The organism is Magnetococcales bacterium (genome assembly GCA_015228815.1).
In the GTDB taxonomy this organism is placed as follows: Bacteria; Pseudomonadota; Magnetococcia; order Magnetococcales; family UBA8363; genus UBA8363.
This window is the reverse complement of the sequence record JADGCV010000001.1, coordinates 187,640-208,155: the sequence shown is the minus strand read 5'-3', so window position 1 is coordinate 208,155 and position 20,516 is coordinate 187,640. Positions and strand designations below refer to the sequence as shown.

General features: G+C 58.3%; 19 protein-coding genes. 12 read left to right on the top strand and 7 right to left on the bottom strand.

What is annotated here, in order from left to right:
- The first annotated feature begins 163 nt into the window (after positions 1-163).
- From HQL76_00915 to HQL76_00865, 11 genes are all read left to right on the top strand, one after another.
- Positions 164-1,399 (top strand): glyceraldehyde-3-phosphate dehydrogenase, encoded by a 1,236-nt coding sequence (locus tag HQL76_00915; GenBank protein MBF0107723.1) that lies wholly within the window; start codon positions 164-166, stop codon positions 1,397-1,399.
- Positions 1,400-1,448: 49 nt separating this feature from the next.
- Positions 1,449-2,117 carry a hypothetical protein gene (locus HQL76_00910; GenBank protein ID MBF0107722.1) on the top strand — a complete coding sequence of 223 codons (669 nt, stop codon included), beginning with the start codon at positions 1,449-1,451 and terminating at the stop codon, positions 2,115-2,117.
- Between the two features lie 98 nt (positions 2,118-2,215).
- Positions 2,216-3,943: a PAS domain-containing protein gene (locus HQL76_00905; protein MBF0107721.1), complete on the top strand. Its 1,728-nt coding sequence runs from the start codon at positions 2,216-2,218 to the stop codon at positions 3,941-3,943.
- A gap of 44 nt (positions 3,944-3,987) precedes the next feature.
- Positions 3,988-5,418 carry a sigma-54-dependent Fis family transcriptional regulator gene (locus HQL76_00900; GenBank protein MBF0107720.1) on the top strand — a complete coding sequence of 477 codons (1,431 nt, stop codon included), beginning with the start codon at positions 3,988-3,990 and terminating at the stop codon, positions 5,416-5,418.
- 472 nt (positions 5,419-5,890) lie between these two features.
- Positions 5,891-6,115, top strand: coding sequence for a hypothetical protein (locus HQL76_00895; protein ID MBF0107719.1), 225 nt, complete (start codon positions 5,891-5,893; stop codon positions 6,113-6,115).
- A gap of 110 nt (positions 6,116-6,225) precedes the next feature.
- Positions 6,226-8,436: a methyl-accepting chemotaxis protein gene (locus HQL76_00890; GenBank protein MBF0107718.1), complete on the top strand. Its 2,211-nt coding sequence runs from the start codon at positions 6,226-6,228 to the stop codon at positions 8,434-8,436.
- An 84-nt stretch (positions 8,437-8,520) separates the two neighbouring features.
- Positions 8,521-9,009 (top strand): purine-binding chemotaxis protein CheW, encoded by a 489-nt coding sequence (locus HQL76_00885; protein MBF0107717.1) that lies wholly within the window; start codon positions 8,521-8,523, stop codon positions 9,007-9,009.
- A gap of 63 nt (positions 9,010-9,072) precedes the next feature.
- The gene (locus HQL76_00880; GenBank protein MBF0107716.1) at positions 9,073-11,235 is read left to right on the top strand and encodes a chemotaxis protein CheA; all 2,163 of its coding nucleotides are present in this window, start codon (positions 9,073-9,075) and stop codon (positions 11,233-11,235) included.
- Between the two features lie 104 nt (positions 11,236-11,339).
- The gene (locus HQL76_00875; protein ID MBF0107715.1) at positions 11,340-11,687 is read left to right on the top strand and encodes an STAS domain-containing protein; all 348 of its coding nucleotides are present in this window, start codon (positions 11,340-11,342) and stop codon (positions 11,685-11,687) included.
- On the top strand, positions 11,659-12,039 hold the full coding sequence (locus HQL76_00870) for a response regulator (protein ID MBF0107714.1): 381 nt from the start codon (positions 11,659-11,661) through the stop codon (positions 12,037-12,039). Before HQL76_00875 ends, HQL76_00870 begins: the two co-directional genes overlap by 29 nt.
- Positions 12,040-12,084: 45 nt before the next feature.
- Positions 12,085-13,572, top strand: a complete 1,488-nt coding sequence (locus HQL76_00865; protein ID MBF0107713.1) for a hypothetical protein — start codon at positions 12,085-12,087, stop codon at positions 13,570-13,572.
- On the opposite strand, the gene treZ is transcribed toward HQL76_00865, so the two are convergent.
- From treZ to HQL76_00840, 5 genes are all read right to left on the bottom strand, one after another.
- A complete protein-coding gene (gene treZ, locus HQL76_00860) occupies positions 13,569-15,449 on the bottom strand; it encodes a malto-oligosyltrehalose trehalohydrolase (protein ID MBF0107712.1) in 1,881 nt (626 codons plus the stop codon). The genes HQL76_00865 and treZ overlap by 4 nt on opposite strands.
- Positions 15,439-15,651: a hypothetical protein gene (locus HQL76_00855; protein ID MBF0107711.1), complete on the bottom strand. Its 213-nt coding sequence runs from the start codon at positions 15,649-15,651 to the stop codon at positions 15,439-15,441. Before HQL76_00855 ends, treZ begins: the two co-directional genes overlap by 11 nt.
- Before the next feature lie 89 nt (positions 15,652-15,740).
- Positions 15,741-16,373 (bottom strand): class I SAM-dependent methyltransferase, encoded by a 633-nt coding sequence (locus HQL76_00850; GenBank protein ID MBF0107710.1) that lies wholly within the window; start codon positions 16,371-16,373, stop codon positions 15,741-15,743.
- The gene (locus tag HQL76_00845) at positions 16,363-16,740 is read right to left on the bottom strand and encodes a hypothetical protein (protein MBF0107709.1); all 378 of its coding nucleotides are present in this window, start codon (positions 16,738-16,740) and stop codon (positions 16,363-16,365) included. The genes HQL76_00850 and HQL76_00845 overlap by 11 nt, the downstream gene beginning before the upstream one ends.
- Before the next feature lie 20 nt (positions 16,741-16,760).
- Complete coding sequence (locus tag HQL76_00840) at positions 16,761-17,102, bottom strand: hypothetical protein (GenBank protein MBF0107708.1); 342 nt, start codon at positions 17,100-17,102, stop codon at positions 16,761-16,763.
- Positions 17,103-17,273: 171 nt separating this feature from the next.
- On the opposite strand from HQL76_00840, the gene HQL76_00835 reads away from it, so the two are divergent.
- Entirely contained in the window at positions 17,274-17,975 is a 702-nt protein-coding gene (locus tag HQL76_00835) for an HPP family protein (protein ID MBF0107707.1), read from the top strand.
- On the opposite strand, the gene lpxK is transcribed toward HQL76_00835, so the two are convergent.
- On the bottom strand, positions 17,928-19,034 hold the full coding sequence (lpxK, locus tag HQL76_00830; protein ID MBF0107706.1) for a tetraacyldisaccharide 4'-kinase: 1,107 nt from the start codon (positions 19,032-19,034) through the stop codon (positions 17,928-17,930). The genes HQL76_00835 and lpxK overlap by 48 nt on opposite strands.
- Positions 19,009-20,310, bottom strand: coding sequence for a 3-deoxy-D-manno-octulosonic acid transferase (locus HQL76_00825; GenBank protein ID MBF0107705.1), 1,302 nt, complete (start codon positions 20,308-20,310; stop codon positions 19,009-19,011). Before HQL76_00825 ends, lpxK begins: the two co-directional genes overlap by 26 nt.
- Positions 20,311-20,516: the final 206 nt, after the last annotated feature.

Below are 20,516 nucleotides of genomic sequence, written 5' to 3'. Positions count from 1 at the left end.
ACGATACGACGGTTGGGAGGGTGGAAAACATGTGCTATTCTTGAATTGAATGTGTTGTATTGACATTTTTTCGAGTCGCCAATGTTAAACCCTTGATTCCCCCGAGGTCAATCGGGATGATCGGGGGAGAGACCGGTTGGTGGAATCCCAAAGGAGAACGCGGATGAAGATCGGCATCAATGGAATGGGACGCATCGGAAAGCTGTCCTTGTGGAATCAGATCGCCAGGAAACATTTTTCCGAAATTGTCGTCAACGTGGGCCGCGAGGTCGGACTCGGGTTGCCAGATTTGTTGCAGACCCTCGAAAAAGACAGCACCTATGGCCATCTTGGGGCTTGGCTGCATGGTTATGGTGGTGGCCGGGTGATCGAGAACATGGACGAAGCGGCGGGAACCGCCACCATCGATGGTGTCGTGGTTCGATTTTTGCGCAGCCATCGCAATCCGCAAGCGGTCCAATGGCGGCGGCACGGGGTGGAGTTGGTGGTGGACTGCACCGGGGTCTTCATGGATCCGACCGCTCCGGCGACGGCCTCGGGGGGGGCACTGCGCGGACACCTGGAGGCGGGGGCGGCCAAGGTGATCCTGTCGGCTCCCTTCAAGATCAAGAACAAGGGGACGGCGATGCCCGGGGATGCCGTGACGGTGGTGACCGGCATCAACGATTCCGAAATCGATCCGGCGCGGCACAACATCATTTCGAGCGCTTCCTGCACGACGACGTGTCTTGCCTTCATGATGAAACCACTGCTGGATCATTTTGGCGCCGGGGGTATTCTGTCGGCGTCGATGGTGACGGTCCATGCCGCGACCCCAAGTCAGAAGGTCCTCGATTCGGTCCCCAAGGCGGGGGCGACCGATCTGCGCAAGACCCGCGGTGTCATGAACAACATCATTCTCACCACAACCGGGGCCGCCAATACCCTGCGTCTGGTCCTTCCCGAGATGGGACGCATCGGTTTCATGGCCGAATCGGTGCGGATTCCTACTTCCACCGGTTCGTTGATCGTTCTCAACGTCAACCTGCAATCGGACCGCAAGGAGCGACCGATCGATCGGGAGGAGATTCTCGAAGTCTACCGTCGCGCCGTCGCGGGGGCTTATGGCGCTTATCTGGAATACTCCGAGGAGCAGAATGTCTCTTCCGACATCATCGGCCATCCACGAAAGGCGGCGATCATCGAGGCCCGGGAGACCCACACCCGGACCGGATTTGTCACCATCGATCCACGGCGTCTCGAAGGATTGACCCCCGAGGCACTGGCGGCGCTCGGGGAGGGAACCCTGGAGGTTCCCGTGACCCAGGCGACCATTTTCGGCTGGTATGACAATGAATTGGGCAGCTATGCCCATCTGTTGGGGGAACTGACCATCCGGGTGGCGCGGCAGATGGTCTGACCCCTGGTTTTTGGTACTTTTTCCAAAAAGGCGAACCGATCGAGGAACAATGTCCGACGAAGAAGAAAAGGCCAGGAAACTGCTTTCCATCATACTCAGGGCCGATGGCAGCCTGCGCTATGACCGCATGACCCGGGGGCAGTTGGAATCGATGCTGGATCGCGAGGCGTTGGACGATCCGGGGGTGGAACAAATGGTGGACCTGGCGGACCGGGGGACCTTCAACCCCTTGCGCGAGGCGTTGGGGGCGGTGGGTCCCGATTTTTTTCCCCGGTCGCGCCAGGCCATCACCTGCACCTTGCAGACTTCCGCCATCGAAAACAGCCGCTTCGCCATACCCTTGTCGCGGGCATTGCAGCAATCCCTGTTCGATCTGGAAAACCGTCTTCCCAACGCCATCCAGGCGCAACGGCTGGCCAGCGATGATGACGGCAACACCGAATTGTTGCAGGACATCATGGACCTCCAGGCCTCCTGCCTGTGCCAACGAGGCAATGAACAGGATCGGGAGCACTGCCGTGGCCGGTTCTGGAAACTGTGGGAGTTCGCCTGGGCCCGTCGAATTTTCGATCCCGATGACACGGTGATCGAAATCCTTGAAAAACTCTACCATGATAATGGTTTTCTTGAAACCCGCTCGGGTGGGCGCCGGACACTGAAACCACCCGGAGGAATGCACGATCCAAGATTGGAAGGGGACCCGGGCAAGCGTCGATAACTCTTTTTTTTCCACTTTAATTTTTATTGATCGATTGCCTCACCAATTCAAAAGAGATGAAGGGGTCTTGGGACTGCCCAAGGATTTTAATTTTGTTTTTGACTAGACTTTTATCATCGGTCCGGGAAACCTTTTCCCGTCCCCTGGATTTGTTTCACAAGGTTCAATCCTTGAAGGAAGTTACCCGGGTCGAAAAACTCGTGTCCTCCCTGGAACACAAGGACCAGGCCTTGCGCCGGGCCAACGAGAGTCTGGCGCTTTCCCGTGAACTTCTGGAAAAACTGTTCGAAAATCAACATATAGGAATTTGTTTTCTTGACCGGGAATTCAATTTTCTCCGGGTCAACAAGACTTATGCCCAATGGTGCGGTCGTGATGCCGACGCCATGGTGGGGGAAAACCATTTCGCACTCTATCCCCATGCCGAAAACGAGGCGATCTTCCGCGACGTCGTCCGTTCCGGCAAATCGTTTTCCATAGAGGCCAAACCGTTCCAATTTCCCGATCATCCCGAGTGGGGGGTGACTTATTGGGACTGGACCCTGGACCCGGTCCGGGACTCTCAGGGAGCGGTGACGTGGCTTATTTTTCTGTTGCGGGATGTCACCGGTCGTATTTTGAACAAAAAACGATTGCAGGAATCGGAAATCTTCAATCGAACCATCGTCGAAAGCATCGGTGAAGGTCTGGTCGTTCTCGACCGGGATTTGTTGCATCGGGTTTGGAACCGGGCGATGGAGCGGTTGAGCGGTGTTCCGGCGGCGCTTGTTCTGGGACACAGACCCGACGACTGTTTTCCCTTTCTGCGTGAAAACGGGGTCATGGACGATATTCATCGCGCGTTTGCGGGAGAGACGGCGGAGCGGGACCGGGTGGAACTGTCCCTGCCGGGACAGGCGGAAAAATCCCATTGGTTTCATGTGCGCCATTTTCCCCTGCGTCTGGCGGATGGAGAAATCCAGGGGGTGGTGGGGATCGTCACCGACATGACCGAACGTATCAGGAATGAAGAGAAGCAGGAACGCCTGCACCGGCAGGCCCTTCAGAGCGCCCGTCTGGCGACCCTGGGGACCCTTTCGGTGGGAATCGCCCACGAGGTCAACAATCCCAACAATTCCGTCGTCCTTGGGGCCTCCCTGTTGCAGGAGGCCTGTCGCGATGCCATGCCCATTCTGGGCGCCTATTTCGAGGAGAATGGTGATTTTTCCATGGGAGGGCTCCCCTTCAGCGAAATGAGGGAGAAGGTGCCGCTGCTGCTCGGAAGCATCGCCGACAACGCCCGCCGGATCAAGAACATCGTTTCCAACATGAAACAATTGGCCCAGGTTCGGCACGACCCGGTGCAACAATTGTTGGATCTTGATGCCGTTATTGAAAAAACGGTATCATTATTGCATGATTTTATTGCCAAAAGGACGCGAAAACTGGTTTGGATCCCCGAGGGGGATCTGCCGCCGATTCAGGGAAATCTGCATCAGGTGGAGCAGGTGGTGGTCAACGTTGTCGTCAACGCGCTGCAATCCTTGCCCGATCCGGAACATGGTGTGCGGATCATGACTCGGTTCGATACGGAGCGTGCCGAGATTTCAGTGGTTGTGGTGGATGAGGGAAGAGGGATTGCGGCGGAAGACCTGCATCGGATTGGCGAACCTTTTTTCACCACCCGAACCGAGGAAGGGGGGTTGGGGCTCGGGGTATCCATCTGCCGCACGATCATGGAGCGACACGGTGGAAGGATGGACATCGTCTCCTCGTTGGGTCAGGGAACGAAGGTGACCCTGATTTTTCCCGCTGCTTTGATCCGTGACGAATGTTGTGGCGCCTGAGATGCCCCTTTTCGTCAGGATCGTGAATCAGAGGAGCAGGGCCAATGACGAAAGAGGAATTGCCGCCGATCGTGGTGGTCGATGATGAGGCGGACATACGGCATGGCATGGATCTGCTGTTGCGGCGGGCCGGTTTTTCCAGGGTGGTGACCATTGGCGACAGCCGCACGGTGATCGATGCCCTGGAACGGCATGGGGCAGCGGTATTGTTGTTGGACCTGGGCATGCCGCATGTGTCGGGCCAGGAAATTCTGCAACAGGTCAACCGACGCCATCCGGAAATTCCCGTCATCATCATCACTGCGGTCCACGACCTGGAGACGGCGGTCGCCTGTATGAAAACGGGAGCGGTGGAATTTTTGCTCAAACCTTTGGAGGAAAGTCGTTTTCTTGCCGCCGTGCGCAAGGCGCACGAAAACACCTCCCTGCGGTTGCAGGTGGCAACCCTCGGGAATTATCTTCTGGGCGAGGGGTTGACCCATCCCGAAGCCTTCGCGGATATTCTGACCCGCAGTCGCAAGATGGAAGCGGTCTTCAAGTATCTGGAAGCCGCTGCCCTGACGGGGGAGCCGCTGCTGATCACCGGGGAAACCGGGACCGGAAAGGAACTCCTGGCCCAGGCTTTTCATCGGCTTCGTGGCGGGGACCGGCCTTTCGTGGCGGTCAATGTGGCGGGACTGGACGATCATATGTTTTCCGACACCCTGTTCGGGCACCGCAAGGGGGCCTTCACCGGCGCCGACCGGATGCGCGAAGGGATGGTGGCCAAGGCGGCGGGGGGAATCCTTTTCCTGGATGAAATCGGTGACCTTTCCGAATCCAATCAGGTCAAGCTTCTGCGCCTGTTGCAGGAGCGGAAATACCAACCCCTGGGATCGGATGTCTATCGCAACGCCGACATCACCGTGGTCACCGCGACCCACCAGAATTTACAGGAACGGATTCAGGAGGGGCGGTTTCGCCGCGACCTTTATTATCGTCTGGCGACGCATTCGGTACGGCTGCCACCGCTTCGCGAACGGTCGGAGGACCTTCCTCTGCTCCTGGCCGCTTTTGTCGAAGAGGCGGCGCGGGTGTCCGGACGCGATCACCCTCCCGCCATTCCGCCCGAGGCGATTCAGGTTCTCGGAGCGTATCCGTTTCCTGGAAATGTTCGTGAATTGCGTGCCATGACCATCGACGCGGTGGCCCGCAGCCAGCATGGAATGCTTTCGCTGAAACCGTGGAGCGACGCGCTGCGTCAACCCCTTGTCCGCGAACCGGAGGGCCAATCCCGGTCGTCTGCGCCACTTTCCTGGCCCGGCGGCGTCCAGCCGCCAACCTTGAAGGAGGCGGAGGATTTCCTGATGCATCATGCCCTGGAAACCTCTGGCGGCAATCAGGGTGTTGCCGCAGCCCTTCTTGGCATCACCCGTCAGGCCCTGAATCAACGTCTGGCGCGGCGCGCCAAGACATCAAAAGACAATCCCACCTGAACCCCTGCAACATCCATTGCGGGACGCAATATTCGTTTCTTGAAGATAATCAAATGTAGAAACAACGGATTATCCTGTTTTTCCACACGCTTTCACACTACATGTTGCATGCCGTTCATCCTTCCGGTCGGGCATTTGTTGCTCCGTTCCGTTGATGGTTCGCATATGTCAATTATCAAATTGAGACAATTTTTTATATGAATTTTGAATGACAGTCTCAATTGGAAAAAATACTGATAACAACATGATACAATAATTGATGCCGTATCGCCAATCCTGTGGTGGATGGCCGGAGCTGGCGGTTCTGAAACCAAGGTTCCGATAACTGGCATCAGGATTGCGGATATGGAATGTATCAGAGAGAGAGTCAGAAGCGTGAAGATTTGAATCAATTTTTTCCATATCGACCGGGATCTTGAAGACAAGGGAGAATGGATAACGCTTCGATCAACAATAAACGGGGGGTATCACCATGCCTAACAGGGAGCAGGACATCATCAATCAATCGATCGGATCTAGAATAGTCAACATAATCATCAAGGAGATGAATCTGCCGACACTGAAACAGAGAATCTTGTTCCAGCTTGAGAATGGCGCCTGCCTGGAACTTTATACCTCCAGTGATCGCATGCGGATGGCGCTCGATCAGGATGCGGCGGGTGTCCATTCCGATCACGTTGAACAATGCCTGGTATAGATCCGGCATGTTTCTTTCAGTAGTGCCTACGAATCATGATGAGGTCGTCTCCTTCACCCCACGCTCGGGTGGGGTGAAGGGAACAATGGCCTGCGAAGGGAGAAAGGGTGATGAAAAACCTGAAGGTTTCGATGAAATTGGGACTTGGGTTCGGGGGGGTGCTCCTCTTTACCCTCGTGGTTGCCTTCGTGGGCTGGGATGGGCTCGAATCGGTCAACGATCGAGGCATGAAGGTCAAAAAAGTGAATGAAATCGTGGATCATTACAACCTGATGCGGTTGTCGCGGCGTGACTACATCATCAGCGAGGCGGCGGCGGATACCGAAAAGACCCTGGAATTCTTGGGGAAGGTCCAGACACAGGCCGGAGAGATGCGGGACCGGGTGTTCGAGAATCCCGCGAACAAGCAAATGATGAACGAGATCTGGCAGGTGGCGGAATCGTATCGCAAGGAATTCGAAAAGTTGAAGTCCCTGATCGAGGGGCGCGCCCAGGGGATGGAGCGGATGCGGGAGGCGGGACGGCAGGGCGGCAGGGAGATCAAGTCGCTGCATGATTCCCTGGAGGGACAACTCCAGAAAGTGGCTGGCGAAGGGGGAGATGGAAAGGGGGTTCAGGAGCTTCTTCGTCCGATGGTCCTTGGCGGAGATCTTAATGTCGGGATGCAGGAAATGCGTAAACTGGAAAAAGAAATCGTCATCAGCCGTGGTTTGAATGAAAAGATGATCCGCGAGCACCGGGAGCTTCTGACCGGCCTTCAGTCGAAGGCGAGGGAGTTGCAGTCACTGATGCGCAATGAACAGGATCGTGGCATTGCGGAAAGATTCATGGCGGCGCTGACGCTCTATGACAAGGAATCCACCGGGTATGTCCAGATGCTGGGGCAACAGAATCAGCAACTTGCGCTGATGGATGAGACGGGGAAGAAGATGGAGGAGAAGGTCTACGAGACGATCGCCGACCAGGAGCGGCAAATGGAGGAAATTTCCTCCAGGGCGGACAAAATGATTATGACCGGTTCCGGGATCGCCTTGTTGGTGGGTCTTTTCCTGGCTTTATGGATCACCCGTGCGGTGACCCGTCCCTTGGGGCGTCTGACGGAGGTGATGCGGCAGGTAGGGCAGGACTATGATTTTTCTCTGCGTCTTCAGGTCGATTCCCGCGACGAGGTGGGGCAGGCGATGCAAACGCTCAATGATTTGCTGACGACCATGGATGGGGCGGTGAAGGGGATCCTGACCGTTACGGGTGGGATGGCCCAGGGGGATTTCCGGCACAAGATGGAAATGGAACTGCGTGGCAGCCTGGATGAACTCAAACAGAACCTCAACCAGATGATCGAACAACTGTCGGGGGTGATCGAGGGGACCAAGGAGGCGGCGGAATCGGTGACCTCGGGGAGCGCCGCCATTCTGGCGACCGCGGAGGAGGTGTCGCAGGGGGCTTCGGAGCAGGCGGCGGCGGTGGAGGAGACCTCATCGGCCATGGAAGAGATGGCCTCCAACATTCAGCAGAGTGCCGACAATGCCACCAAGACGGGGCAATTGGCGCTCCAGGTCTCGGACAACGCCATCAAGAGTGGCGAGGCGGTGAAGAAGACGGTCGATGCCATGAAGGAGATCGCCAGCAAGATCGAGATCATCCAGGAGATTGCCGAACAGACCAACCTTCTGGCCCTGAATGCGGCCATCGAGGCGGCCCGGGCGGGAGATCATGGAAAGGGGTTCGCGGTGGTGGCGGCGGAGGTGCGGAAGCTTGCGGAAAGGAGCCAGGTTTCGGCTTCGGAGATCAACGCCCTTTCCCTGTCGAGCGTCAGCATTGCCGAGGAGGCGGGGAAAATGTTGCAGGAGCTGGTGCCGCACATCCAGAAGACCACGGAACTGGTACAGGAGATCAGTGCATCGAGCGCCGAGCAGAATGTCGGGGTGGAGCAGATCAACCAGTCGGTGCAGCAGTTGGACCAAGTGATTCAGCAGAATGCCGGGGCATCGGAAGAGATGAACGCCATGGCGCAGAATCTGACCGAACAGGCGGACCGGGTGCAGCGGGCGATGGCATTTTTCAAGATTGTCGAAAAGGAAGAGGGGACCGAAGGCCAGGTCGTGGCGCGGCTTCCCGAGAATCCCCCGCGTCGTTTGCCGGCGCCCGGCGCCCGTGCGCTGGCGGTCCGGGGCGGGGCGAAGGGAAGGGTGAAACCCACAAAGATGGCCGCCAAAGCCCCGGTGCTTCGCGCCGCGTCACCCGGAGGCGGTGGTGGAGGGGTTCACCTGGACATGAAGGAGGAAAGTGAAAGTGGCGATCATGATTTCGAACGCTATTGAGTTGGGCGGCATCGCCCGGAGGCGCGTGGCAATGGACCCGAACCGGGTACGGGAGCAACGGGTCACACCTTGAGAGAAGTCATCATGGAAACGGACCTGATCACGCAGTTTTTGACCTTCCAGTTGGGGGCGGAGACCTTCGCCATCCCCATCGCCAATGTACGTGAAGTCCTGAAGATGCCGGACATGACCGCCATTCCCGGATCGCCTGAATTTTTGCGTGGGGTCATCAATGTTCGCGGCAATGTGGTGCCTGTGGTCGATCTGAAACGTAAATTTGGTCAACCCGCCACCGTCGGCAGCCGCAAGACCCGGGTGATCATCGTGGAAAGCACGATCCGGGAGAAGAACATGGTGTTGGGGGCCCTGGCCGATTCGGTGGAGGAGGTGCTCGATCTTCCCCAATCGCAGGTGGAACCGGCGCCGCAGGTGGGGATCGATCTCAAGACCGAGTACATCCGGGGCATCGGCAAGCTGGAGAATCGTTTTGTCATCCTGCTTGATGTCCACCGGGTGTTTTCCGAGGAGGAGTTGATTCTTCTCGATCGGGGACAACCTCGGGAGGGGCATTGAACCGGATTCGGGGAGGTCCGGTCCCCGGGCCATTCAATACCATTTCAACGCCAAGGTGGATCCATGGAATCCCTGTCACTGTCGGAATTCATTTCCGAAGAGGACATCAACCAGTTTCGCACCGATGCCCAGGAAAACCTCGATGATCTGGAGGATGCCCTGTTGCAATTGGAGGCGGCGCCACGGGACAAGGAATTGATCGGACGTGTCTTTCGCGCCATGCATACCATCAAGGGGACCTCCAGCATGTACGGGTTTGAGGAGGCCTCGCGGTTCACCCATCAGATCGAGAATTTCTATGATGTGGTACGCAATGGCAAGGCGGTCCTGACCAAGGAGGTCATCGATCTGACCCTGGCGGCCCGGGATCAGTTGTTGGCGATGATTTTCGGCGACGGGCCGGTGAAGGGAGACCGGGGGGAACAGAAACGAATCGCCGATGCCTTTTCCGGGTTGTTGCGGCCAAATCGTGGCAGCGGTGGCGAGGTGGTTTCAAGGTCCACTCCGGTATCCGTGGATGAACCGGCAAGACCGGTCTGTCGCAATGTCCGGTTCCGATTTCGCGTTGATGATCCCATCTTCCAGCGGGCCACCAATCCTCTGGTCTACCTGCGCGCCCTGAAACAGCTTGGAACCTGTCGTGTCACCTGTCATGACGAACGGGTTCCTCCGTTGGAGGAGATCGATCCGACGGTCTGTTATTTTTCCTGGGATGTGGGATTGGTGAGTGATTGCAGCGACGATGACATTCGTGGCGAGTTCATGTTCATCGAGGATGAACTGGAGGAGCTGGCCATTCATGTCCTCCCCGAGCCTGAAGCGGGGGATTCCCTTTCGGAGATTGAACCATCGGTTCCGCGTTTGGGGGACATTCTGCTGGAACGAGGCGATATTTCCCGCGAGGCGTTGGCCGAAGCGCTGTCGAAAAAGCCCCGACTTGGTGAAACCCTTGTCTCCGAGGGTTATCTGCCCGAATCCCGGGTTCAATCGGCGCTGCAACAACAAAAGATGGTGCGGCAGATGGCCGAAGGGGGGCGTCGGGAAAACTCCGTGTCAAGCGTCCGGGTCGCCTCCGACAAACTGGACGAACTCATCAACCAGGTGGGAGAGCTGGTCATCGTCCAGGCGCGATTGCGCCAGGTGATCGCCCATTGCGGCGAGGTTCCCGAGCTGACCACGGTGTCCGAGGAGATCACCCGTCTGACCGAGAATCTGCGTGACAGCACGATGGGAATCCGCATGCTGCCCATCGACACTCTGTTCGGTCGTTTCAACCGTCTGGTCCGCGATCTGTCCCGCGAACTGGGCAAGGAGATTCGTCTGGTCACCGAAGGGGGGGACACCGAACTGGACAAGACCGTCATCGAAAACTTGAACGATCCCCTGGTCCACATTCTGCGCAACAGCATGGATCATGGCATCGAAACGCCCGACGAGCGGCGGCGCAAGGGAAAAACCCCGACCGGGACGATCCGTCTGTCGGCGATTCATTCCGGGGCCAGCGTTTTGATCCGGGTCGAGGATGATGGTCGAGGCATCGATCGGCAGCGCATCCTGGCCAAGGCTATCGAACGGGGTCTGGCGCCGTCGGGCGCCGTGCTTTCCGATGAAGAGGTGGTCAATCTTCTTTTTGCTCCCGGATTTTCCACCGCTTCCACCGTCACCAGCGTGTCGGGCCGTGGTGTCGGCATGGATGTGGTGAAAAAGACGATCGAGGGGATTCGTGGTTCGGTGGAGATTGTGGATCGGAAGGATCAGGGAATCACCATCGACATCCGCCTTCCTCTGACATTGGCCATTATCGATGGTTTTCTGGTTCAGAGCGGCGGGGATCAGTTTGTCCTGCCCCTGTCCACGGTCAAGGAGTGCGTCAAACTGACCCGAAAAGAGATCGCCGACAATCATGGGCGGCAGATCATCAACATACGCAACGAGGTGGTCCCCTACATTCGTCTGCGCGATGTCTTTCATCTTGATGGCGGTCCCCTGAGTCAGGAACAGGTCGTGATCACCGAGGTGGATCGCGACCGCGTCGGCATGGTGGTGGATCGGGTGATTGGCCAAAGCCAGGTGGTCATCAAGTCTCTGGGCGATCTTTTTTCCAACGTGGCCGAATTTTCCGGGGCGACCATCCTTGGTGATGGTCGGGTGGTTCCGATCCTCGATGTCGCCCGGATCATCGAAACTGCACGCGCCCAGGCAAGAAATCAGGGGACGCAACATTGAGGATCGGTCTGGGAGAGGGGCTGTGATTTTCTCTCGCTTTGATCTTATTGACTGGAGATGTGCAGGTTTTTTCATGATGTCCATCGCATTTCGGGGAGCAGGATATGAATCTCGATGAAGAAAAGGGACGTTTGAAGTTGCGGGGGGCAGTGGAGATCGAAGCGGTCGATCCCTTGAAAGACGCCTTGCTGACACTGTTGGCCCTTCCTGTCCCCACCATTGTCGTCGATCTGACCGAGGTGACCGATACCGATCTGGCAATCATTCAGTTGTTCCATGCCGCCCATCTGTCTTCGCGCCTGCGCAACAAGAATCTGGTCTTTCTGAACATTCCCGAAAAGGTGAACGCCCGTCTCGATCTGGCGGGACTTTCTCTTGTCGGAAGGACCGGTGACAACCATGAAACACAAGGAGTCCTGGAACATGGCCAATCCCATCATCCTGACCGTTGACGACACTCCCAGCGTTCGTTCGCTTGTGGGAAAACTGGTGGCCAAGATCGGTTTCGACATCGTCGAGGCGGGCAATGGTCGGGAGGGGCTTGGCAAACTTGCCGAAATCAAACAGAAAAAGACCCCACCGAAACTGATCATCACCGACCTTAACATGCCCACCATGGATGGTATTGCCTTCATCCGGGCGGTGCGCAAGGAGGATATGAAAACCCCCATTCTCATGCTGACGACCATCGACGCGGACGAAAAGAAGGTGGAAGGAAAAAAGGCGGGGGCCAATGGCTGGCTGACCAAGCCCATCAGTCCCAACCTTTTTCTCGATACCATCAGAAAAATGGTCGCGGATTGATGTGCGCGCCCCCGGACCGAGAGACCACAAAGGGATGACCGCGTCATGGAAAGAACGGACAATCTTCAAACCCTGCATTTTTGGATGAATGGGGCATTGACGGTCATGGGGTCGCTCCTGGGGCTGTTTGCGGCATTGACGCTGATGATTGATCCCTCCGCATCGGGGGTGTTCATTCTTCGTTTCTTGTCTTGGATCGTATTGAGTGTGTTCTTCGTTTTTTCGTGGTGGATGATGCGCTGGAGGCGGCGGGTGGTCGCGGTATTGGATCAGAAGGTGGTGGACCCGCGGCCCGTGGCGCTGGAGGAAACGGCGCGGCATGGGGCGCGGGAAGTTTCCGATGGCGCGTTGGGGTTGGAAGAAGGTTTTGGTGCCGTCAGCGATGCGTTGCGCAAGGTTCATCTTTGGTTGCAGGACCGGGCGGTACGGGAACTTGATGAAACCCTGACGCCGTATCGGGAATGGCGGCAGGAAATGGTGACTGGATTGCGGGAAATTCACGCCATGTTCCAGGGGATTGATGTCCAGGAATCCCTTGATTCCAAGAGGCTGGATCGTTTGCGGGAACTGGAGCGGATCGCCCAATCGACCGAGGATGCCTCGCAGAGCGTCTGCACCATCACCACCGAAACCGAATTGATGAGCATGGGCATGGACAGTGTGGGCGAGGTCCTGTCGGGGGTCAACGGCGCGGTGACCGAAGTGAAATCGTCGGTCGGCAGAATGAATTCAAGCGTGGTCGAGGTTCGTGGCCTGTGTCGCGAGGCCCATGAGCAGTCGCGCATGGCCAAACGCAGGACGGAGGAGGTCACCGGTTCCATGGAGCGTTTCATCGGCGCCACCCGGAAGATCCAGTCCATCGTCGATATGATTCGCATCATCGCCAAGCAGACCAACATGCTCGCCTTGAACGCCAGCATTGAGGCGGCGGGGGCGGGGGCGTTGGGGAAGGGGTTTTCGGTGGTGGCCAACGAGGTCAAGGATCTGGCCTTGAAGACCGCGGAGGCGACACGCAAGATCTACGAGGGGGTCGGAGAATTGCAGGAGGCGTCGCATCATTCCGAGGTGGCGGTCAAGGAGATCGTTCAGGCGATCCATACGATCGGCCAATCGATCGAGGCCATCGACCGGAGCACCGGCGTCCAGGAGGGGATTCAGCAAACGATCGATCAGGCGATGGCGACGGTGACGGCGGCGACCGCCCAGGTGACCGGTCTGATGCAGGAACTCAAGGAAAGTGCGCGGCAGGTGTTTCAATCGGCCAATGAAGCGGCGGACCATACCAAGGAGGTGGCGCGGATTTCCGCCGCAACGGCCTCTTCACCGGAGGAGACGGGGTCCGGGGACGACAACGACAGGGGCGTGACGATTCCCACCGATGTCATGATGCGGCTTGAAGGTTTCCTCGAAAGTTTCCTGAAAGATACACCATCATCGGACATTGCGTTGGCGGCGTGGCGGGTTTCATTGGACAAGGCGACGCAACGTCTTGGACATGCCATCAACCTGATTGATCACAGGCCCGGTCTTTAAGTCTTTTCGATGAACCAGCCGACGTACCAGGGCCGGGGCAGGGTCGTTTGTGGCACGGTGGCAAAGAGGCAATGTCCCTTGGGAAGGTGCGATATGTGGGGGGTGGTGGGGAAAAGGTGGGCCAGGAGGTGGAGCATTTCTCCCTTCGGCAGCGACCAGGAGACCGCGAGGGTGCCCGAGGGATGTCGGGAATGGAGGGTTTGCAGGGGGATCCGGGCCCCGAGTCGCGGCCAGAGTTCCTGTTTGCGGATGCGGATCAGCTCTTGATGCAGATGGATCCAGGAGCGGTGTTGCGGGTCCCGGGTTTCGTTCCAGTCCAGTTTTGCCGCCAGAAAGGTTTCCTCGCGCATCGGGTCGGGGAAGGGCGGTGGCGGATCCCCGGGCCGGAGCCGGAAAAAATGGTGCATTTCCCGCATCCGTCCGGAGACGATCGACGAATGGAGCGCGGGTTCCAGATCGGAAAAAAAACAGAAAGGGGTGCGACTGCCCCATTCCTGGCCCATGAAGAGCATCGGCGGATACGGGGCCAGCATGAGCAGGACGGTCATGGCCCGAACCGCATCGTCGGGGGCCAGGGCATGGATTCGTTCTCCCTGGGGGCGATTGCCGGTCTGATCATGATTTTGCAAAAAATTGATGAAACATTCTCCGGGGAGATGGGCGCTGGGGCTGCCGCGTTTCTTGTTGAAGTAGGGTGAAAACATTCCCTGGAAGGAAAAGCCGGTCGTGAGGCAGGAGACCAGATGACCCAGGGGGTCGGGATGGTAATCCCGATAGTATCCGTCCTTTTCTCCGGTCAGGAGGACATGGGCGCTGTGATGGAAATCGTCATTCCATTGGCAACGCCCTCCCGAATGGGGGGTGTTTACATTGGGGATGAGAAAACGGGTGGCGTTGTCGCCGTTTTCGAAGACAAGATGGACCTGTCGTTTTTTCCCCGGTCCCGAAGCGATCCGTTCCTGGAGTTCATCCAGGATGTGGATCGGGGAACGATCCTCGATTGCCTGGACTGCATCGAGACGCAGGCCATCGAAGTGGAACTCCTCGATCCAGTAGAGGGCGTTGTCGATGAAGAATTGCCGTACCCAGCGGCTGTTCGGGCCATCGAAGTTCATGGCGCGTCCCCAGGGGGTATGATGGTCGCGATGAACGAAGGAGGGGGCGTAGAGGTGCAGATAATTGCCCTCGGGTCCGAAATGGTTGTACACCACGTCCAACAGCACCATCAGGCCCCGGCGATGGGCCTCCTGGACAAGGTTTTTCAGTGTGTCGGGATCACCATATCGTGAACAGGGGGCGAACAACGCCACCCCATCATATCCCCAACCGAAACGGCCCGGAAAATCGGCCAATGGCATGAGTTCCAGGGCGGTCACCCCCAGGTCCGCCAGGAATTCCAGGCGGCGGGTGATTCCATCGAAGGTTCCCTCGGGGGAGAAGGTACCCACATGAAGTTCATGGACGATCGCCTCGTGCCAGGGACGACCGCGCCATGATTCATCCAGCCAGTGAAAACTTCCCGGATCGACCACCCGACTGTCGCCATGGACCCCATCGGGTTGATGCCGCGAGGCGGGATCGGGGACATCATGCCGGTCGTCGATACGAAAATGGTAGTGTGTACCGGGCGGGGCAAAGGCTTCCAGGGAAAACCATCCCTCCTCGTGTACGATCATTTCGCGGGGGACGCCGGGATCCGCCGGGTCGAGGGGGAGGACCGAAGCCTGGGACGCGGCGAAGGATCGGCACAAATGGACCGTTTTTGCCTTGGGGGCCCAAAGGTTGAAGCGCGTCATCCCTCCGGAAAGAGGGGTGGTGCCGAACCTCATGGCGTGGCGTCGTGACGAATGGGAACGGTTGGCAAGGTCATCGATCATGGAAACGGTCTTCTTTGATCGTCTCGAACGCCTTTTTTTGTTCGTTCTGGCGGCTGGCGAACAAACGGTTTTCGCGAATTTCGGGGCCGCAAAGGACAACGCCCACGACCTCCTTCATCATCCACCGTTCATGAAACGCAGGCAATCCTTTTTTCGTCGCCGAACGATGCGGGAAACGAAGACGACCATTGTTCACAGGCATGTTTCTCTTGATCGAAAGCCGATGGATGGAGTAGCTTGAAACGGTCCCGTTTTTATCCGCGCGACAAGGTGGCGGCGACTGAGGTGGATTCACCCATGGTGGGGGGATTGGGCATGGATGGAGCGGACGACATCGAGGAAATGGTTTTCCACCCGTTGAATGGCGAATCCGGCGCGATCGAGGTTGTTCAGGGTATCGCGGTTCATTTCCGGGCCGAAGGCGCGGCTGATGGGGGTCATGAGGTGCAGCATCAGGTTGAAGGGAAAGATTTTGCTGCCCGTATGTTCGAACATTGCAAGCGTTCCGCCCGGTTTCAGGACGCGGCGTATCTCCTTGAGACCCGCCACCGGGTCGGGGACGGAGCAGAAGGTGCAGGAGGTGAAGACCTGATCGAAATGGCCATCGGCGAAAGTCATGGCGGTGGCGTCCATTTCAATGAGTTCGATGTGTCCGGGGTAGTTGTTTGCTCTCCGGGCGGCCCGTTGCACCATGTTTGGACTGATGTCGATGGCGGTGATCGTCTTTCCCGGGGGAAAGCAGGGAAAATCAAGCCCCGTTCCCGCCGCCATGAACAGGATGTTTCCGTTCATCGAGGCGAAAAGGTTTTTCTTGAATGGCGCCCACCTTCGTTCGGTGCCCCACGCGGCGCTGAAATCGAACCATGCCGCGGCCCGATCCCATTTTTGCCGGGTTTTGTCTCTGGTTGCCGGATCAAGGGCCATGGAGTGTTCCTCCAACCCGCAGATGAACCAGAAAGGTCCAAAGATAGCCAAGAACACCGGAGGCGATGCCAACCGGACCGGCCAGGCCCGGATCAAGCCAGTCCAGGGCCAATCCCATTCCCGTCAGCATGCCCGAAACCATGCCCGCCAGCATGACGGGCAACATGACCTCCATGGCCCCGAAAACGGGAATGAACACGAATGCCGTCAGCATTCCCGTCATCATGCCAAGCGCCATGCCACCCATCATGGTGTGCATCGTCGAACCTTGCCAGGGGGTCCAGTCCAGAACAACCAGGGCCGCCAGCCATCCCGCGACACCGGTTGCAAGCAGATCACCGGCAACGAAATAGACGCGCCGTTCCATCGGATGGTTTCCGGTGGGCATCAGGCGGACAAGGGGAGCGACGGGGGCGTGCGTTGACGATTCCCGGGAAAAACTTCGGCCATTTCCAACTGGGGCCATCTTTTCCCAAGACGGATGAACGTGGGCTGGTCGAAACATCCGCGATTGTTCAAGGCATCGCACAGACGACCGCGATGAATGCTCGGGAGAAACTGTTCGGTCAATGTTTCGAAAGGGTTGTCCTGGTTTTCGGGTGTGGCGCGGATGAACCCATACTCCACCATTTCGCCAAACTCGGCGGGTGTCAAGATTCCAATGAAACGCGCTGGCATCTCCGAACGGCTGATCGCGGTACAGGTTTGTTTTTCCGAACGATTCGACATGGACATCTCCTTGGACTGAGAAAAATCTTTCCCTGAATCAATCAAGGGGCGTGCCAAGATGGTGGCCGGGACAGGGTGTTCGGATCGTTCTGGTGGAACCGGGGTGGGACGGGTCCCGAGATCGTTTGCAATTGGAGCAGGTGGAGTCATTGAAACCCGGGAGGAGGCAGCATGTCTGGATTATTGAAGAAAATGGCCGGGGGAGGGACAGCCCCGGAACCGATGCCGTTGCGGGAGATGTTCTGGTCCTGGTTGGGCGCTTTTCTTGGCATCGGTTTGGTGGCATGGTTGCATGAACGATGGTTTGTCCCGCGGGATCTGGTCTTGATTCTTGGTTCTTTTGGCGCGTCCGCGGTACTGATTCATGGGGCCATCACCTCGCCCCTGGCGCAACCCCGCAATCTTCTCGGGGGACATCTGCTGTCGGGGGTGGTGGGGGTCGCGGTATTTCAGGGGGTGGGACAGGTTCCCTGGCTTGCGGCGGCGTTGGCGGTTTCCCTGGCGATCGTCGTCATGCAATGGACCCGGACGCTGCATCCACCCGGGGGGGCGACTGCCCTCATCGCGGTCATCGGTTCGGATGAAATCCATTCGTTGGGGTGGCTCTATCCCCTGGCGCCGGCCCTTTCCGGGGCCCTGATCATGTTGCTGGTCGCCCTCGTGGTCAACAATCTGGCTCCAGGGCGTCGTTATCCGCTGCAGTGGTGGCCGAAGGGCGATGCGGAGGTTGACCGCCGTCGCGTGGCGAGAAAACCGGTCGCGAACCAGATCGGCGGCGCCTTTCCCGAAGGCAGTACGGGTTCCCTGGCGGTTTGCAGCGGTTTTTCAGGGAGCGATTGCCCGCACCGCCAGCCGCTCCAATCGTTCGAGTAGCCAGGGGGGCGGTTCGGGAAACCGGATGCCGATGTCCAGGGCGAATAATGGCGGATCGGGCGGTGGCGTGGTGATTTTCACCAGGTCCTTCCGGGTCGTGACCAGGGCGGTGGCTCCGAGAATCCCGGCATGTCTTGCCAATTCGCGCAGTTGGCTGCTCGTGACGGGGTGATGGTCGGGAAAAATGATCAGGTCCAGGGGATTGACCGACTGTTCCACGAGAAGGGCGCGGAAACTTTCCGGATGACCGATGCCGCAGAAGGCGAGGACATTCCGGTTCCGGAGCGTTTCCAGGGGGTGTTTTTCGCCTCGGGTGGCATCGAGCCAGTATCGTGGTTCATGATGGCAGTGGGCCGTCGGTATTTCCGGGGCGATATGATGGATCATGGCGGCGGCGGCGGCGGGGTCGAAATCGTCGCCGGCGCGGGTGAAGAGAATGCCGTCGGCGCGGCGCAGGGCTTCGGGAAATTCGCGCAGGATTCCTCCTGGCAGCAGGCGGCCATTGCCCCAGGGGGTCTGGGCGTCCAGGAGCAACAGATCCAGGTCCCTCCGGACCGGCAGGTGTTGAAAACCATCGTCCATGATGGCAAGGCGGCATCCCAGGTGGTGGGTGGCGAAGTGGATGAGACGGCGGCGGTCGGGTCCGGTGAGTACCGCCACCCCTGGCAGTTCCTGGGCCAGCAGGACTGCTTCATCCGCCGCCTCGGGGGCATCGAGCAGTCTTTTTTTGCGGTCCGCGACCACCGTGACGGCGCCTGTGGCGCGTTGTCGGTAGCCGCGGCTGACGATGGCCAGGGGGACGTCGCGATCGAGAAAGAATCGTCCCAGCCAGGCAACCATCGGGGTCTTTCCGGTCCCTCCGGCGGTCAGGTTGCCGACGCTGATCACCGGACACGTCCCTTGCCACCGGGTCAGGAGATTTTTTCGATAGGCCCAGAAACGACCCGCCTGGATCCAGCCGTAACCGGCGCCCAGGGTCCCGAGGAGTTCCAGAAGACGACGTTCCAGCCAATCGGCGGGGGGGCGGCTTCCGTCAAGAAGGGGGCGCAGTGGGGGCATGTCCCGATTCTTCGAGGATGGCGTCGATCTCGGCCAGGGTGCGTCGCAGGGCGCCGGCATTGGCTTCGACGACCCGACGGGCTGCCCGGCCCATGGTTTCGTGGGTTTCGGGTTCTTCGAGCCAGCGGGAAAAGATGGCATGCAGGTCTTCCGCGTCCTTGACTTGAAACGCCCCCCTCGCTTCCAGCAGAAGTCGCGAGACATCCTTGAAATTGAAGGTATGTGGTCCGAAGGCGGTGGGGAGGCTCCAGGCGGCGGCCTCCAACATGTTTTGACCGCCATGGGGGATCAGGGAGCCGCCGACGTAGACCAGGCGGGCCAGACGGTACAGGCGCGTCAGCCAGCCGACCCGATCGACCAGAAGGACGTGCCCGGCCCAGGATCCGTCGGCCTGGGAGAGGGTTTGCACCGTCAAGCCATGATCATGGATGAGTTGTCCGACCTGTTCTGCCCGCTCCGGGTGACGGGGGACGATGATCAGGCGCAGTGTGGGATGGCGTTCCAGGAGGCGCCGGTAGACCTTGAGGATGATTTCCTCTTCTCCGGGGTGGGTGCTGGCGGCGAGGAGACAGGGATCGGTGGTGGTCGGTCCGAGGCGTCGTTCCAGTTCGGCCAGGGCTTCGGCGGAGGGGGGAATCAGGGCCTGGTCATACTTGATGTTGCCCGAGACTCGGATTCGCGGTCTGGGGGCGCCGATGGATGCCAGTCGCTCCGCATCCAGGTCCGATTGCATGATGAACAGTCGCACCGGGGCGAGAAAACGGCTCATGAAAAAGCGCGCTTTGCGATAATTGGCGTGGGATCGGGGAGAGATGCGTCCATTGACGATGACGATGGGTACCTGATTTCGGGCGGCGGCGGCGAAGAGTCCGGGCCAGAGTTCGGTTTCCAGGATCAAAAGGAGTGTCGGGCGAATCCGGCGCATGACGCGGTGGGTGATTGATGGAAGATCGATGGGAAGATGGAAGATTTTGGCCAGATGGGGTATCTTCTCAAGGGCGACCTGACGTCCGGTCCGGGTCACGGTGGAGAGGACCAGTTCGATGTCGGGATGGGTTTTCTTGAGGGTGGCGATCAATTCCTGTGCCGCCAGGGTTTCACCGACGCTGACGGCATGGATCCAGATGCGTGGGGCATTGTCCCGTTGTTCGATGTTCATTCCGAGGCGTTCCAGGATGGTGCCGCGGTATTTGGGGGTGGTCCAATAGCGCCATACCCAAAGAGGAAGGGTGATGATGATGATCAGGAACAAAGTGATTGCGTAAAGATGAACCATCAGCGGACCATACCCGGATCCTTCAAGAGGAAAAACAGCATGGATGGGTCTGGGAAGGGGAAACCCCTTCCCAGTGGGGTTTGGGGCAACGCCCCAAGGTTTTGATTTTGTTTTTGACTTTATTTTCCACGGGTGCCAGGGTGTCGCTTGACAGCCGATCCTGTCCAGCGAGATTATTCACACCATTCAATAAAATTTCAAGTGGA